Source organism: Amycolatopsis magusensis, assembly GCF_017875555.1.
In the GTDB taxonomy this organism is placed as follows: domain Bacteria; phylum Actinomycetota; class Actinomycetes; order Mycobacteriales; family Pseudonocardiaceae; genus Amycolatopsis; species Amycolatopsis magusensis.
On the sequence record NZ_JAGGMS010000001.1, the window covers coordinates 4,906,888 to 4,922,649 of the forward strand.

At 68.6% G+C, this 15,762-nt stretch carries 19 protein-coding genes; 15 read left to right on the forward strand and 4 right to left on the reverse strand.

The window, feature by feature from the left end; translation table 11 throughout:
* Positions 1 to 419: 419 nt before the first annotated feature.
* The 15 genes from JOM49_RS21970 to JOM49_RS22040 all read left to right on the forward strand — a co-directional run bounded on the left by JOM49_RS21970 (position 420) and on the right by JOM49_RS22040 (position 10,904).
* Positions 420 to 596, forward strand: coding sequence for a hypothetical protein (locus tag JOM49_RS21970; protein WP_209672313.1), 177 nt, complete (start codon positions 420 to 422; stop codon positions 594 to 596).
* A gap of 41 nt (positions 597 to 637) precedes the next feature.
* Positions 638 to 955 (forward strand): hypothetical protein, encoded by a 318-nt coding sequence (locus JOM49_RS21975; RefSeq protein WP_209666132.1) that lies wholly within the window; start codon positions 638 to 640, stop codon positions 953 to 955.
* A 73-nt stretch (positions 956 to 1,028) separates the two neighbouring features.
* Positions 1,029 to 2,192, forward strand: coding sequence for an AAA family ATPase (locus JOM49_RS21980; protein ID WP_209666133.1), 1,164 nt, complete (start codon positions 1,029 to 1,031; stop codon positions 2,190 to 2,192).
* 50 nt (positions 2,193 to 2,242) lie between these two features.
* Complete coding sequence (locus JOM49_RS21985; protein WP_209666134.1) at positions 2,243 to 4,003, forward strand: VWA domain-containing protein; 1,761 nt, start codon at positions 2,243 to 2,245, stop codon at positions 4,001 to 4,003.
* Between the two features lie 106 nt (positions 4,004 to 4,109).
* The gene (locus JOM49_RS21990) at positions 4,110 to 4,349 is read left to right on the forward strand and encodes a hypothetical protein (RefSeq protein WP_209666135.1); all 240 of its coding nucleotides are present in this window, start codon (positions 4,110 to 4,112) and stop codon (positions 4,347 to 4,349) included.
* A gap of 37 nt (positions 4,350 to 4,386) precedes the next feature.
* Positions 4,387 to 4,872, forward strand: coding sequence for a hypothetical protein (locus tag JOM49_RS21995; protein ID WP_209666136.1), 486 nt, complete (start codon positions 4,387 to 4,389; stop codon positions 4,870 to 4,872).
* Positions 4,869 to 5,333, forward strand: coding sequence for a hypothetical protein (locus tag JOM49_RS22000; RefSeq protein ID WP_209666137.1), 465 nt, complete (start codon positions 4,869 to 4,871; stop codon positions 5,331 to 5,333). The genes JOM49_RS21995 and JOM49_RS22000 overlap by 4 nt, the downstream gene beginning before the upstream one ends.
* A gap of 42 nt (positions 5,334 to 5,375) precedes the next feature.
* Entirely contained in the window at positions 5,376 to 5,867 is a 492-nt protein-coding gene (locus JOM49_RS22005) for a hypothetical protein (protein ID WP_209666138.1), read from the forward strand.
* Between the two features lie 53 nt (positions 5,868 to 5,920).
* Entirely contained in the window at positions 5,921 to 6,097 is a 177-nt protein-coding gene (locus tag JOM49_RS22010) for a hypothetical protein (RefSeq protein WP_209666139.1), read from the forward strand.
* 14 nt (positions 6,098 to 6,111) lie between these two features.
* The gene (locus JOM49_RS22015; protein WP_209666140.1) at positions 6,112 to 6,603 is read left to right on the forward strand and encodes a hypothetical protein; all 492 of its coding nucleotides are present in this window, start codon (positions 6,112 to 6,114) and stop codon (positions 6,601 to 6,603) included.
* Entirely contained in the window at positions 6,600 to 7,415 is an 816-nt protein-coding gene (locus JOM49_RS22020) for a hypothetical protein (RefSeq protein ID WP_209666141.1), read from the forward strand. Before JOM49_RS22015 ends, JOM49_RS22020 begins: the two co-directional genes overlap by 4 nt.
* Before the next feature lie 7 nt (positions 7,416 to 7,422).
* Positions 7,423 to 7,809 carry a hypothetical protein gene (locus tag JOM49_RS22025; RefSeq protein ID WP_245369413.1) on the forward strand — a complete coding sequence of 129 codons (387 nt, stop codon included), beginning with the start codon at positions 7,423 to 7,425 and terminating at the stop codon, positions 7,807 to 7,809.
* Positions 7,806 to 8,141, forward strand: coding sequence for a hypothetical protein (locus JOM49_RS22030; RefSeq protein WP_209666142.1), 336 nt, complete (start codon positions 7,806 to 7,808; stop codon positions 8,139 to 8,141). Before JOM49_RS22025 ends, JOM49_RS22030 begins: the two co-directional genes overlap by 4 nt.
* Entirely contained in the window at positions 8,138 to 8,938 is an 801-nt protein-coding gene (locus JOM49_RS22035) for a hypothetical protein (protein ID WP_209666143.1), read from the forward strand. Before JOM49_RS22030 ends, JOM49_RS22035 begins: the two co-directional genes overlap by 4 nt.
* A 1,501-nt stretch (positions 8,939 to 10,439) precedes the next feature.
* Positions 10,440 to 10,904, forward strand: a complete 465-nt coding sequence (locus JOM49_RS22040; protein WP_209672314.1) for a hypothetical protein — start codon at positions 10,440 to 10,442, stop codon at positions 10,902 to 10,904.
* On the opposite strand, the gene JOM49_RS44385 is transcribed toward JOM49_RS22040, so the two are convergent.
* From JOM49_RS44385 to JOM49_RS22060, 4 genes are all read right to left on the reverse strand, one after another.
* Positions 10,866 to 11,069 (reverse strand): GTP cyclohydrolase I, encoded by a 204-nt coding sequence (locus JOM49_RS44385; RefSeq protein ID WP_209666144.1) that lies wholly within the window; start codon positions 11,067 to 11,069, stop codon positions 10,866 to 10,868. The two genes, JOM49_RS22040 and JOM49_RS44385, sit on opposite strands and share 39 nt — an antisense overlap.
* A gap of 1,009 nt (positions 11,070 to 12,078) precedes the next feature.
* A complete protein-coding gene (locus JOM49_RS22050) occupies positions 12,079 to 13,029 on the reverse strand; it encodes a hypothetical protein (RefSeq protein ID WP_209666145.1) in 951 nt (316 codons plus the stop codon).
* A 211-nt stretch (positions 13,030 to 13,240) separates the two neighbouring features.
* On the reverse strand, positions 13,241 to 14,218 hold the full coding sequence (locus JOM49_RS22055; RefSeq protein WP_209666146.1) for a C40 family peptidase: 978 nt from the start codon (positions 14,216 to 14,218) through the stop codon (positions 13,241 to 13,243).
* Positions 14,219 to 14,289: 71 nt separating this feature from the next.
* Complete coding sequence (locus JOM49_RS22060) at positions 14,290 to 15,366, reverse strand: replication-relaxation family protein (RefSeq protein ID WP_209666147.1); 1,077 nt, start codon at positions 15,364 to 15,366, stop codon at positions 14,290 to 14,292.
* Positions 15,367 to 15,762: the final 396 nt, after the last annotated feature.

Sequence of the window (15,762 nt, forward strand, 5' to 3'; positions counted from 1 at the left end):
CCGGTATCCCAGACTCGCTTGACACCAAGCAGGTAAGCACATCAGGCCCGGCACTGGCGTCAGGTAACCCCGTCACTGTGCTCCCTGTCCGGGTTCGTGCTGCCCACTCGCCTCGCCCACTCCTCCCGTCCTCATTTCATTCACTCTTTAACATTCTTATTGTTCCTGGCCTTATTGGTGGCCGGCGTCCGCGGTGGAATCCATTTCCGAATGCTCTGACCTGCGTAAATGTTGAAATCAATTCGCGGGAACAGCTGTCGAATTATCCCCCGAATGGGGGCGTGAAATCGCTGGAAAACTATTGCGCGGCGCCCCGGGTGCGGGTTACATTAATTGTGTCACCGGGAAAACCGGAAATCACACACCACCGCCCCGGGCGTAAACATTCCCCGGGAATTCGGAAAACTTCCGCTCACGAAATGGGGACCGCTATGTGCAACGCCGACACCATCAACCACGCCGACGGCACCGCCACCGCGTTTTGCTACTGCGGGTGGACCGACGAATTCCCCACCACCGACGCCGCCGACCACGCCGCCGAAACCCACCAGCGCGCCGCCGACGCCGTCGAAACCGAATGCGCCGCCGCCCACTGACCCCGGCACACCCCACCCACCCCAACAGAAAAGGCAACACCATGAACGCCGACGACCCGCACACCGTGCACGTCATCGACCCCAACGCCGACCCCGGACCCGTGCCCGACATCGTGGTCCGCCCGTTCACCGAAAACGGGTGCACGGTCACGCCTGTGATCATCGACCCCGCCGACGCGCAATACACGTTGTACGGCACCGTGACCCGCCCCGACGGCACGTTCGTGGGCAGCTACTACGCCGCCGACAACGTGTGCGGTCAGCACTGGCGAATCGTGGCCGCCGACGGCACCCACTACCGCGCCGACAGTGAACAACAGGCCGTGGCCACGCTGGTGCACACGCTGGCCGCACGCTGACCGCCGCCCGGTCCCCACCATCCAGATCAGACACCAAATCCGCCGCCCGCTTGTGCGCGAAAGGACCGACACGATGACCACCCCCGCCACGACTACGCCCACGGGCAGCGCGTCCGCCGACCCGGGCGCGGCCACCCGGCTGCGCAACGGCGAACTTCGGCGCATGGTGGCCGAACAACTCGCCCACGACCCCGCCGCCGCGCTCACCCCCGGCGCCATCGCCCACCGACTCGGCGGGAAATCGTCCGGCGCGGTCGGCAACGCGCTGGCGACATTGGAAGCGCGCGGGGAAGCCGAAAAGGTCAGCACCACCCCGGTCGCCTACCGCGCGACCGCGAAAACCGCCGACGCCGCGAAAACCGCCACGGTCACCCCGCGCGGCGCCACCCTTGCCGCCGCGCCGCCGCCCCCCGCTACACCGCCCGCCCCGCCCGCGCTGGTCACCGGTCCCGTGCGCCGACCGAACGGGCAGATGTACCACCCGCGTCGACTGTCCGGGCTGTCCGACGTGACCGCGCTACGGCGGTTGCGGGACGCGGGGGTGTCCGCGCTCATGTACGGCCCGCCCGGTACCGGGAAAACGTCGGTGGTGGAAGCCGCGTTCGACGACATCGTGACCATTCAGGGCGACAGTGACACCGTGACCGACGACTTCGTCGGCTCGTACACCCAAACCCCGGACGGCCGTTACGAATTCGCCTACGGCCCGCTGGTGACCGCGATGCGGGAAGGGCGCGCGCTGTTCATCGACGACGCCACGCTCATCCCGCCGACCGTGCTCGCCGTGGTGTACCCCGCGATGGACGGACGCCGCCAAATCCTGATCAAAGCCCACAAAAACGAGGTGGTGGACGCCGCGCCCGGGTTCTACGTCGTGGCCGGACACAACCCCGGGGTCCACGGCGCGGTACTGACCGACGCGCTCTCGTCGCGGTTCGCCGCGCAGATCCACGTGTCCACCGACTATGACCTCGCCACCCAGCTCAAGATCGACCCGAAAGCGGTGCGGGTAGCGAAAAACCTGGCCATGCGGCAAGACAAAGGCGAGATCGGGTGGGCGCCGCAACTGCGGGAACTGATCGCGTTCAACCGGATCGCCGACGTACTCGGCACCACCGCCGCCGCCGGGAACCTGGTCGGTATCGCCCCCGACGAGGACCGGGCGGTGGTCGCCGAAGCCGTGCGCAACGTGTTCGGCGCGAACGTCGCCCCGCTGTCGCTGGGGTCACAGTTCTAGCCCCGCGAGCACCGAACCCCCACGCGAACCATCCGGAAAGGACACACAGCATGACCACCCACGTAACCGCACCCGCCGCCGCACCCACCGCCATGTTTCCCGCTGCCCCCGGGTGGCTGACCCTGTCCGCCGCGTTCGGCGACGAGGTCCCCGCGATCGCCGACCGCGACGACCTCGTGGTCACCGTTGCCCCCGGGGCGGGACATGGCGCCCCCGCCTGTTTCTTCCCCGACTTCGCCACCATCGAAGTCGACGGGTCCCACCTGGACACCGGTGTCGACCCCGCCACCGTCGAACCGCACCGGGTCGGGGACCGCAAACGCTACCGCACCGCATGGGGCCTGCTGACCCACGAATGCGGCCACGCCAAGCATTCGGTGTGGCGCGCCCCCGGCGACGCGCCCCCGGGCGCGGTCGCGGCGGCGGACCTGCTGGAAGAAACCCGGATGGAAACCGCGCACGTGCGCCGCCGCCCGGGTGACCGGTACTGGCTGCGCGCCAGCGCCATCAACCTCATCCTCGCCGACACCCACGCCAACGACCCCGCCGCCGCGCCACAGATGACCACAGAGGACGCCGCCCGCAGCGCCGCGCTGTTGCTGGCACGGGTCGACGGGGGCATCCTCACCCGCCGCGAAGTCGCCCCCGTCGAGCGCGTAGTACGCGGCATCCTCGGCACCGACACCCTCACGACCCTCCGCAAAATCTGGCGCGCCGCGCACCGCACCGCCGACGACAACGCCCAGCGCATGATCGAACTCGGGCGCCAATGGTGCGAAGCCCTCGGCACCGACCCGGACGAGCCACCCGACACCCCCAACTCCGTCAGCAACGCGAACGGAAACGGGACAGGGAGCGGAGCGCCGTCGCCGTTGGCGAACGCGATCACCAGCGCCGCCGCCGTGATCGGTAGCGCGGTCGCCGCCGACCCCGCGCCCACCGACCCCGTCACCGTGGCCATGGACGCGCGCGCCGCCGACGACAAGGCACGCCAGCAGGCACACCACGCCGCCAAGGCGGTCTTCGGCACGAGCACCGGGTACGACCCGACCGCCCGCCACATCCGCGGCACCCGCAGCCCGGGCGCGACCGAACACACCGCCGCACGCCACCTCGCCCGCGCCCTGACCACCGCCGGACACCGCGACCGCACCCCCACCAAAACCCGCTCGACCGCGCCCCCGGGACGGTTGCGGATGCGCGGCGCGATGACCGCCGACGCCCAACGCGCGGCGGGCGCGATCCCCACCGCAGAACCGTTCACCCGCACCACCCGCAGCGTCGTGCCCGCCCCGCCGCTACGGCTCGGCATCATCTGCGACGTCACCGACTCCATGAAAACCTTCACCGCCCCCGTGGCCTCGGCAGCCTGGATCCTCGCCCACGCCGCCCGCTACACCGCCGTACCCGCCACCACCGCGACCGTGACCTTCGGCGCGGGCATCGTCACCCCGATCACCCGCCCCGGCGCCACACCCGCGAAGGTGACCGAATTCGGCACCCGCCTGGGCGGGCACGTCATCGACACCGCGATCCTCGCCCTCGACGGCGCCCTCGACCTGTCCCGCCCGACCGCCGCGCGGCTACTGGTGATCATCTCCGACGGAGACTTCGAAACTGCCACCCGGAAACCAGGCCAGAAAATGCTCGACCGGTTGCGCGAAAGCGGGTGCGCGGTGCTGTGGCTGGCCCCCGACAAGGACGGCACCAACCCGATGAACGGCGCCACCGTGCACACCCTCACCGACCCGACCACCACCGCCCGCGCCATTGGGCAAGCCGCCACCGCCGCCCTGCGCGCCACCCGCTGAACAACCACCCGGCGGCGAATCCACCCGTCCCCGGGCACCGCAAGGCATCCACCCCTCGACCGTCACCACCACGGGCAGCACACCCGGCAACCAGAAAGGCACACCGATGCAGTTTTTCTTTCGAGACGATGCGCCCGAGAACGCCAAGAAATACCAGGAATTCTTCAAAAACATCACCTGGGCGTGCGCGCTGTATCGGTGCCCGACCCCCGAGAACACCGTCGAGACGGACCAACTCGTTCCCAGCGGCGTGCACTTCCGAGTGCGCTGCGCTTCCGGGCACGTCACCAACGGGATTCCACCCGAACGGTTCCGAGGCCGCACCGACGAGCCCTGGCTCACCTAGCGAAAACCAGCGACCGCACCAACAAGGAGAGCTCGCCATGACCGACACCGGCACCGCCGTAGCCACCGCCGACCCGCCCCTGCCCCCGGACGCGGTGCGGTTCCTGCCCGACCCAGCCCGCAGCGTCCCCACGACCATGCCGCCCGAGGCATGGGGGCTGGTCATGATCGCCGCGCGCACCCAGGACACCCCCGCCACAGAGGCCAGCCTCGCCGACCCCGCCGCCGCCCACGCCGCACCGACCGACCTACTCGCGGGAATGTGGCTGAACCACCAGCCACCGCCCGAGACGCACCGGGGCGACCTCGTACTACGACTGAATCCACCCACCGACGACGACCGCAGTCACACCGAACTCCTGACCGTGTCGAATGGTGAATGGCGCTGCGCCCACGCACTGACCCCGATCCCCGCGCACTGGCCCCGGACATTGGCCTCCAGCGTGTCCCTGCACCTGCTCAACCAAGCCAACAGGGCGCTGCACGAGTCCGGCAACAACCCCGTGAAGGAGCGCACCCGATGACAACCACCGACACTCTTGCCGGACGCGCCGCCGAGGCACTCGGCCGAGCCCGTCGCCAGGACCCCGGCTTCGACAGCCGCCCGTGCGATGTCCAGCGCGCCATCACCCGCCGACGGCTGGTCCGGGACGTAACCGACGTGTTCGCCGTCGCGTGCGAGGCGGTGACGGTCACCGACGACCCAGACCGCGAACACGGCGGCTGGCGCTGGTATCGCGTGACCATCGCCGACGACGGCACCGAGTACCGGTTCACCTCCTTCGCTGGCACGGTGGACGCCCTGCGCGCCCTCGCGCCGTGCCCGGAGTGCGCCGGCGAGGTGCCCGCGGGCGAGGCCCCCGACCTCGCCACCCTCGGCCGCGTCCTCGACGCCCGGACCAACGGCCACCCCGTGCCCGCGCCGCCGGGATTCGGATCCGACGTCGGGCACCAGCCCGTCTGCCCGCTGCGCGAGAACTCCTGACCGCGTCCAGTTCGCACAACCCGGGAGGAAAGGAACGCCGACATGGCCACACGAACAGACTTCTACCTCGGCTCGGGCCCGACGGCCCAGTGGATCGGCAGCCTGCTCTTCGCCTGCCACCCCGACAACCTCCTCAAACACGAACACGGCCGCGCCGCCCTGACCGCGAGAGAGCCTTCCACCTACTGCGAGGCGGTGGACGAGCTGCTGCTGATGTGGTCCGTCGGCGGTTTCGGTGCCGCCCACGCGCCGCGCCACGGGTGGCCGTGGGACTGGGACACCAGCCATGTCAACGACTGGATCATCACCTACCTCTGCGGCCCGGACAACGGCGTGCACATGACAGCGGGCGGCGGCGACCGCTGGCACCGTCTCGACCCCGCCGAGCCCCGCCCGCCGTTGCGGTGCGGACCGCCGGATTTCGCGGCGTGGCTGCGCGACCCCAGTGCGGCGCCAGCGGTCCCGCTGCCGATGTACCCCGCTCCCAACGCGCCCTCCATCGACTACTCGCGCGAGCTGTGGCGGCAGCCATGACCCGACCGAACGATCAAGACAGGAAGAAACGGCTCCTGTGGACAGTGCTGGCCGTGATGCTGCCCGGACCGTGGACCCCGGTCATCGTGCTGGCCTACATCCTCGGCCGCGCCGCCGAGCGCGATCAGGCCACCGCCCACGGCGACGAAGTACCGCCACACCCGCCGCCTGATCCCTACGCCTGCGTCCCGGCACCACACGGCCGCAATCCCTACGCACCACCACGATAAGGAGACAACGGACCATGTCGAGCTACACCGACTTCTACCTCGGACGTGGCGAGAACGCCGACTGGATCGGCTCTTTGCGCGGGGAGTGCTACCCCGACAACCTTCTCGCCGTCCCGCCCACACGGCTGGCCTTGACTGCGACCACTGAGGACACCTTCCGCGCGGCGGTCGCCGATGCCCTCCTCGTGTGGGAGGACGAACGCCTCGGCCAGGCCTATCGGCCCGAACTCGGCTGGCCATGGCCGTGGTCCAGCAGCCACAACAGCAGCTGGATCATCACCTTCGATCCCGAGGACGTGGCGGTGTTCGTCACCGTGGGCGGCGGGGTCCGCTGGCACCGGATCGACCCGCACAACCCGGGCTTCCCCGATGGCGAGGACGATCCGCTCGGCCCGCCCGACCTCGACGCGTGGCTGCGCGTTCCGGCCGCACCACCGTCGGTGCCGATGCCGCTCATGCGCGAGAAACCCGCCGACATGTCCACCTTCGGCGGTGATGGCCCATGAGCTGCTCGACGACGCACGATTTCTACCTCGGGCGCGGCCCGGACGCCGAATGGCTCGGTTCGGTCCACCTCGGCAGCGGCGCCAGCAGCGGCATCGAGGACATCACACGGGCCCGCTCCGCGGGCGGGTTCGCCGTCCTCGTCGACTTCTTCCTGCACACCGCCGAGGTCGAGCAGGCCGGCGAGGTCACCCATCGCGGCGATGAGTGGCCGTGGCCTTGGCCCACCAGCCACGGCACCGACTACGTTCACGCCTTCGACACAGGCGCGGTCTTCACCGCCCGGCGGACAGAGCGCTGGTCGGCGCGCGCAGGTGAGTACTTTCCGCCCGGACCGGGTGATGTACCGCTGGTCTTCCCGTACAGGCGTGCGACCTGTGGCTATACCGGACTCGATGCCGCCGATACCATCTTCCGCCGCTACGGGCCGCTGCTCGGCGCGACCCACCGCCACGACGTGTCCCAGCTCGGACTGCGGATCCTGACCGACCTCACCGCGCCAGCGGGACCAGGCACTCCCGGCGAGCTCGACGAGCTCCGCGCCCAGTTGCCCCCGCACCTGCGCTACGCCGTCACCGCCGACGACACGGCGATGGAGCTGGAATTCGAGGTGTTCGGCTACCGCGACGGCGACCCCGCCGCCGAGCGGACCGCGCAGGCCCTGTCGATGCTGCCCGCCCTCTACGGCTGGACCGACCCCGCAGGTGGCCCGCCCCGCTTCACGGTGCGGGCCCTCATCGCCGACGGCGAACGCCACACCACGCACCCGGGGCTGGCTGACCCCCGCACCCGCGCGGTGCTCACCGCCTACTGACCCCACCATGACCGTCACCAGGGAGACCATCATGCCGCCGACCACCACGGCGCCTGACCCGAGCGCCGCCGAGGCCAGCGCGGCCGAACGCCGCAGCGCCGCCGAACACTGCGCCGCCGCCGAGGACCTGTTCGCGTGCGCCCGCGCACTGCACCCTCTCGACGGCGCTATCCCGGCCGCACTCGCGACCGAGTACGAACGCTGCCTGTCCTGGGCGGGCCTGCACCTGCGCCTCGCCGAGGCCATCACCGCCGGAGCCGGGCTGGTCCTCACACACCGCCAGCTCGCCGCCACCCCGGGGGTGCGCCTGCACAACACCCACGTCAGCCACGAGACCCACCAGTGGACCGAGTTCCTCAAAGGCCACCACGACACGACCAGGACCACCACGTGAACACCCACACCGACGCCTCACCGCCGCAACCGTTCTGCCCAGACTGCGAGGCCGGGATCGGCCACGCCCACCGCGAGGGCTGCGATGTGGCCCGCTGCCTGGTCACCGGGCTGCAGCGCCTCAGCCACGATGCCGAGTCGTGCCGCTGCCCACGCGACACCTGGACCGGACTATGGCCGGGAGCGACCGAGTGCGCCGAGTTCGGCTGGATGCTCGGCCCTGGCCTGCCCGACCTCCACCGCCTCTACACCGCCGCCACCTGGAACCCGGCTCTGCGCCGCTGGACCCGCCCCGGCCACCACACCCCAACCCCTGAAGGGATCACACGATGAGCACCCGCACCCCCGGGACGTCCTGGTCCGCGGGCCCCGGCCTCGCCGCCGGCGAGCACTGGATCGAACTCGTGCCCGCCGCCCACGCCGAGCCGCACCAGATCAGCTTCCCCGCCGCGATCGAACACCGCCGCCACCACGGACTGTGGGTGCGGCCCCGCCTGCGTCGCGAGGTCGCCGAAGCGATCTGCGAGTGGCTGAACCTGGTCTACCCGGCGGACCCGGACTGGTACCCGCTGGCCCGCTTCGAAGACGACCTGCTGATCATGTTCACCGGGGAAGCCGCCCATCAGCGCCACGAGATCCCGCCCGAGAGGGACGGCCGCTATCCACTGGGCGAGATCGGCCGCTGGTTCCTCTCCGGGCCCACCCGCACCCGCGACCACCTCTTCCACCGCCTCGCCGTGCTCCGCGACGCCGAGCGCCACACCCAGCTCCCGGGCGAAACCCTGGTCACCTGCGACCCCGACAACCTGCCCGTGACCGCGTTCCCCGCCCGGATCGACACGGGGGGTTCCAGCGGGTGGGTCCCGGTGTTCCGTCCCGAGATCGCCGAGGCCGTGGTCGTGTGGTGCGCCCTCAACCACGACAGCTTTCCCAAAGACCACCCGCAGGTGTACTTCGACGGCGACACACTGGTCCACGTCCACCAGCACCTGAGGGCACGCGACGGCTACCAGCCCTGGCGCATCGACCCCGACGCGAACGGCAACTACCGCATCGACCGCGGAGAATGGACCTTCCAGGCAGTCTCGGACAAATCCGAGGGCGGGGTGCCGCCGGCGGCTTCGGCTTGATCTCGGGATCGGGCATGCTGGTTCGCCATCGCCGCGCTCGGCGGCCAGCTCGACCAGCACGCCCGACGAGACGAACAGGAAGCGTTCGAAAAGTGGGGACCCGCGTGAAGCCGACAGCAGCCACCTGGACAGGCCGGTACGGACACCGTGGGTCGAAGACCCGCGCCTTCCCGCCAGGCATGGACCGCTTGCCTGATCGAGGGACGCACCGCTGGGCTGATGAGCCGGGCCGCCGAGGGATGCTTCGGCCCGCTTCGCCCCTCTCGCCAAGCGACGGTGAACCGATGACCGCGCGGCGGACTCGTGCCGAAATCGGGCGGTTCGAGCAACCGGCGCGGAAAGGACGCCGAGCAGGCCGTCGTCCGCTACTTACGCGAGCACGGCTGACCCAACGCGCAACGCACCGTCCGAACAGATCGGAAACCGGTGACCGCCACTCCCGCGACCGGGGCGACATCGACGGCACACCCGGACTCTGCTGGCAGGTCAAGACCTCCACCGATGCCTTCACCCACACCGCCGTCCTCGGCGTGCTCTCCGCCACGGCGGACCAGGCCGTCGCCAGCGGCGCCGACTACGGCATCGCCGTCCAACGCCGCGCCGGAAAGCGCGACCCCGCCGATGGTGGGCCTGGACGACTGCGGGCGACCTTGTACACCCTCGTCGAAAACGTCCGCTCCACCGACGTCCCCACCCTCAGAACCCGCGGAGGCGCCGGTCCGCATGCTGCTGCACGACGTGGCGAACCTGCTGCACGCCGCCGGATACGGAGCACCTGCCCCCGCACCGGCTCGTCCGCGCCCCGCAGCGACCGAGCCAGCTCAGCCAGCAGGAACGAATCGAACGGCGGCTCCGGCACCGACCGCACCTCGCGGCGCCACGCCCGCAGCATCCGCGCCAAACGCCACCGCGCCCGCACATTCCGAATGAATCCCATCCCGCCCCCGACCATCGCGCCCTCGTCGAGGAAGTCGCAGCACCGGGAGCGGCCGTTACGCCACGACCAGCCACACAAGCCAATGACCAGGAGAAACCCGTAGCCGAGCTGCGCCGCTGCCCCGCCAAGCCATCACGGACATGCCTCGACTACCTCGACCTCGGAATGGCGCTGCCCGGCGCCTGCCCGACTTTGCCAGCCGGTCACCGGCACCCAGACCCGCCAGCTACCCCGACCTCAACATCGTCGTCGCGCAAGCCGAGCTATGAAGCGCAGTGCTGGGCCGAAACCGTCGCCGAAGTCCTCGGTATCGACCGGGACACGCAGAAGCTCAGCGCGGCCGCACCGGCGTCGTGCTGAGGACGCGCTACGCGTCTGCGCACCGGTGGCCTGCCTCTACGGCCCATCATGGTCTCCCCACGATGATCCTGAAGGATTCGCACAATCTCGATCACGTTTTAGCATGGTGTCAAAATCGCCCTATGCGTCAACCTTTCAAGGTGCTATGGTGTCGAACCGTTGAATTCAAGTATTCCTTCTCTGTCAGACAAGGACTGATTGCGGATGAGATTCAAGTTATTCACATCGCTTCTTGTTGTACTTATATCAGCGAGTGGAATTCTCGCACCAGTAGCATTGGCGTCAGATGCAAAGATAAGGCGTCAAATCTGGCTGGCAACTCGCGCGGGGGATTATGGCGGCTATACAACACTTCTGCAGTATGATCGCGAAATCATTTTAGCTGAGGGAAACTACTCCTGGAAGCATGAATGGACAGAAATCGCACCTTACGGCTATGCTGAAAACGAGCGCGTCATCTACTTGAAAGCCGGAACTTACTTCTGGAACTGTTATGTAACGCCAAGGCCGAACGACTCCTGGGCGTACAATACCGCATGCTACATGCGCCTTGCTGGGCACGGAAACGCGTACACCACGATTATTCGAATCGTGCCGCATCCCACTGAAAGCAATGGTCACGTCTACGGGTCATGGTATTTCTGGGAAAGCAATCTGACTCGTGTTTGAAGTTTTCGTCGACCGCAGTTCTCCGGTTATTGATGATGTGACCATCAAGGCTCCAGGCTTCCGGACGCCATGCTGTGCCACGCAGCCACGGCCAGCGCAAACAACACACGAGGAATCGCGGGTCCGAAGGTAGGTGTCGAGGGCATCGTTGACCTGGTGCGTCAACTGCTCTTGTGGCTCGATTCGGTGAGCGAAACGCCGAGCAGGCGCAGCAGCTAGGGCAACCCGGCCACCAGCGCGCCAGCGACTGGCAGGTGTCCAATGGTTGCGGTTCCGGTGAATGGCATCAGGTGGTGGCGCAAACCGAGGTGAACGGGACGTCGGTCACGGTGATCACGCTGTCCGACCGGTCTGCGGGGAACGTGCGCGACAGCACGGCGGCCGGGTCAGCCCTGCGTGATCGAGAGGGCTTCGGCGTGTCCGGAGTACTCGACAGAGACCGTGTGCTATTCCTGGGTACGTCGATGGGCGGCAAGTGCACCGAACTTGACCGGCGGCCGACTTGGCTTCGTTAGCTCGCTGGCTGGCAGCTGTGCCTCGACGACGCCGAGAACGACCGCGCCAGTACCGCGCTGAGCCCCCACACGGTACTTCCCCGCAGGGAAGCGCTTCGGTACGCACCAGTCCCGCAACTACTGCTCGCCCTCGGTCTCTCGAAGGCACTGAGCCCCGGCCAAGGCCGTAGAGCATCACCGAGAACTACCCAGTGAGCCTCGACGAGCTAATCCGTACCCCCGACCGATGTCCTGACGTACCACGCACCCGTGCTCCGCGTCTCGCCGTCCGGCACAGGGACGGCCTCAACCCCGGAGTAGTGGTAATCCGGACTTGATCGTCGCGCGGAACCCGGCTGACGGACTACTGGACCAGCTCGCTGGTCCAGATGAACTCCCCGCCATAGACGATCCAGGCGGCCGGGGGCCCCGAGAAGGCCGCCCGCGGGAAGGAACGCGGTGCTCGATCCCGACTCGGAGTCGAGCGGGCACAGCGCGGTGTAGTTCGGCTGCCAGGGGTCGCCGACAGGATGCCGGTGCCACCGTAGCGGGGACGTGAGCGTTGCTGATCCACCGTGCTACGAGGTCGACCAGCGACCGGTTCACCGCGATTTCGCGCGCAGGTACGCCGCACTCCAACAGGTGGAGGCGGCGGGTCCTGTGCGCGGATCGGGTGGGCGTCAGGCTTCTGGCTCGGGCTCGGCGCCCTCGGCCGTGTCGGCGACATCGGTCTTGGCCGGGTTGATAGCGAACCTTTTCGGTGCCTCGCAGGTCTTGATCGCGTACCCGTCGGCGACGAGCTTCTCGCACGCGTTGTTGACCGCACCGCCTGAGCGGCCGAGATCCGCGCCGATCTTCGCGGGTCCGAAGCTCTCGCCGGGGTGGCCGGTCAGGTATTCCTCGACCAAGGCCCGTAAGCCGCCCTTGGGCAGTCGGTTTTTGTCCCGGCGGATGGTGCTGGAGGTGTCGGCGACCGCAGGCAGCTCCGCCGCAGACGGCCCGGTCTCGGCCGTACTGCCCCCGGGTTCTGCGGGCGTGGTGACGGTCTTGGGGGTGCTGTCGGCCTCGGCAGGCGTGGCGGCCTCGTCGTCGGCGATGTCCTCGACAGTGCCGCCCGTTACCGCGTCACCGGGGCACGTCCCGGTGACGGGCTCCTGCTCCGCCAGGGTGTCCTCGATGGTCGAGTCGCCGTCGTCGGGTTCCGCCTCCTGGGCTTCCTCCCCGGCCTCAGCCGTGGCGTCGGCGACGCCGCTGACGGGCTGGGTCGGCCCCTCGTCGTCGGGCATCGCAGCCGTGTCCGCCTGGGCGTCCTCGGTCACAGGCGTATCGGTGTCACGGTCCGGCGTGGTGGGCGCCCAGGTGTCGGGATTGCGCGGGCCGTCGCCTGCGGTCCGGATCACGGTGCCGTCGCGACCCCAGCGGGCCAGGATCTTCGCGGCGGTCGAACGGCCAACCCCGGCCGCCATCGCCAGTGCGGTGGTCGTGGAGGCGGGGTGGTCGGCCAGCGCCTGCCGCACCTTGTCCTCTGTGGTCGGCGCGGTCGGCTGGCTGGGGGAATCGGCGACGGCGTGCAGGTGCTTCCTGTCGGCAGTATCGGCGGTGGTGCGGGTTTTGCGGTTCTTGCGGGACATGACGAACTCCTGTGTGCGGTGTGGAGTGGGTGGTCATGCCCCGGCCGGGGCGTTGGCCCGTCGGTGCGCATCCGGTTGCTCGGGCTACATGTCTATGGACGCTTCGTCATCGCGCCGTTGTCAAGCGATCCATCGAATAAAGACATATGTCTTTTGTGGACATGTTTGTTTATGTGCCGCCTGTGGCTGTCCATACCAGGAGCGAAGATGGTTAGAATGCCGGGCGTGTGGCGCCCGCGTAGCCGTCTCCTTCATACCGGTAGTCGTCGATTTGCACGGGCTGGCCAAAGGTCGGGGCATTGAGCATCTTGCCGTTTCCGATGTAGAGCCCAACATGTCTGATTTTCGACGGTGGTCCGTAGAAGACGAGGTCGCCCGGCAGCAGAGGTTGTCCGTCGGGCACTCGCGGCCCGGCATGGTACTGGGTGTGTGCGGTACGCGGCAGGGAGATTCCGGCCGCGCCGTAGGCGGCTTTGGTCAGCCCTGAGCAGTCGAATCCGGTGTCGCCGTTATCAGGGCCGTTGCCGCCCCAGACGTAGGGCAGGCCGCGTTGTCCGCAGGCGTAATTGATGGCGGTGAGAGCGGCGGGGTTGGGTGCCTGGATGTTGGCGCAGTCGCCGGTGCCGGTCATGGCGGGTGTTGGCACGCAGTGCACCCCGGCCACCGCGGCGACGATCTCGCGTGCGGTGGTCTCGTGTTTGGTGTAGGCGTCAGGAAATCCTGAGCCTTGTACGGTTTGCGCGGCGTCGTTGACGCTCATCGCCTGCCAGTGGGGAATGGCGGTGAGGTGCTCGTAGAACTGGGTGGCGGCGTAGGCGGGTGTGGTGATCTGTTGCGGTGTACCCCAGCCCATCGAGGGCCGCTGTTGGAACAACCCGAGCGAGTCGCGGTCGCCGTAGTGCAGGTTGCGCAATCCGGATTCCTGGAGGGCGGCGGCGATGGCGACCGCCCAGCCCGGCTCGGGCACACTCATCTGTTTGCCGACGGCGACGATGGTAGCGGCGTTGCCCATTTGCTCGGCGGTCAGACCTGGCACTGTGCCGGTGGGCACACCACCCGGGGTGCAGGTCAGCGACCCCGATGCGCTGCTGCCGAAGAGCGCACTGACGATCCCGCCGATCCCCGCGCCAATGAGCAGGGGAAGAGCGAATACCAGGGCGGCAGCACCTGCTCCGAGTTTGGACCCCATGGCTGGATCGCCTTCCTTCCGCTGATACGGGCAGAGGGCCGGGCGCGAGCAGGCGGCCCCTGTGGGGCGTTCTAGTGCTCGCCGCGGGCGAGGCGGTTGGCGGTGGCCGACGGCGGAATCGGATCGGGTGGTGGCAGCCGATACGGTGAGGCCGCGGTCTCGGGTCCCTCGTCCTCGGCAGCGGCAGGGTCGGCGGGCGGTGCCAGGCCGGGCCAGGCGTCGGCGAGGTCGGCGAGGCTGTAGCGCGGGCCGGCGCGGTCGGCGCGCGCTGAGGTCAGCGGCAGCCACACCGCTTCGGCCGGGCTCGGGTGCGGTGCGGCGGGGTCGAGCTGGTCGGCCGCGGCGGTGGCGACCGGCACGCTGCGGGGGTGGTCGAGGCCGGCGTGTACGCGGGCGAGGGCGGTGCGGGCGCCGGCTTCGCGGCGGGTGGTGGGCAGCCAGAGCAGGACGGGGGTGGCGATGCTGGTGGCTTCGGCCAGCCGCGCGTAGCCGTGCAGCTTGCGCCCGACCTTGTCCAAGGCTTCGGTGCCGGTGTCGAATTCGAGGAACCACTCGACCTCGCGTGCGGTGGTGTGGTGCTGGGTGCGCCATCGGCCGTAGCCGTCGGGTTTGACGAGGTCGCCGAAGTGCCGGGCGCAGCGGGCTTCGGACCACCACGCCACCACCGTCTCGCCGGTGCGGATGTGGCGGGCGCGGGCGATCAGTGAGGTGAAGAAGTCGTTGACGCCGACAGTGTGAGCCAGGCGCTGGTTATGGGCGATGGCCATGGCGCGGTCGTGGCGGTAGCCGAGTTCCTTCACCTCGAGGCCATGCTCGGCGGCGAGCACGGCCGCGCCGGCGGGGCCGAGAACGTAGTGCATGGGCGCGGAGCCGAGCTGCCGGAACGGCTGGAACCTACTGATAGCGCGCCAGAGGTAAAGGTCTCGCACGCGCTGGCGCGCCGAGCGGCCGGAGGGGAACGCGGCGTCCTGAATCTGGCTGGTCGTCAGGACCCGGTGCTCGTGCAGCAAGGCCAAGATCCACTTGTCGCGGGTGGTGAGCCGGGCGGCGAGCATGGCCTGGTGCTCAACCGAACTGGCGGCGCGTGCGGTGTGACGGCCGGGCAGGTGGGCGCGCAGGGTGTGCTGGCGCGTCGTGGTCGTGATCAACGAAATCTCCTCTGGAAAGAGACAACGCGGCGCGTGGTAGCCGAAAAATCTGATGCAGACCTCAGCTCTGCGATTCTCGGAATTCGAACAAGCGTGTGATCGGCCTCGAGGAAAGGTGCTTTTCGTTCTAGCTTGACAGTTGCCTATCGGGGAATTTCAATCGATATGTCATCGGTGCAGGATAGGCGCCGCCAGTCCCCTATGATTTTCTCTTTGCCCAGGAGGTTCAAGATGGACGTCGGACGCGTATGGAAGGACCTGGATGCAGAACCCTATCCGTGGCCCGTCGTGCTGGACCGTCACGGTCTTGCTTGGACATCTTGCCTGATGGGCTGGCATATCCAAGGTTCGAAATGTGATAACGATTGCCTGGGGTGGGCATCGCTGATAAAATCA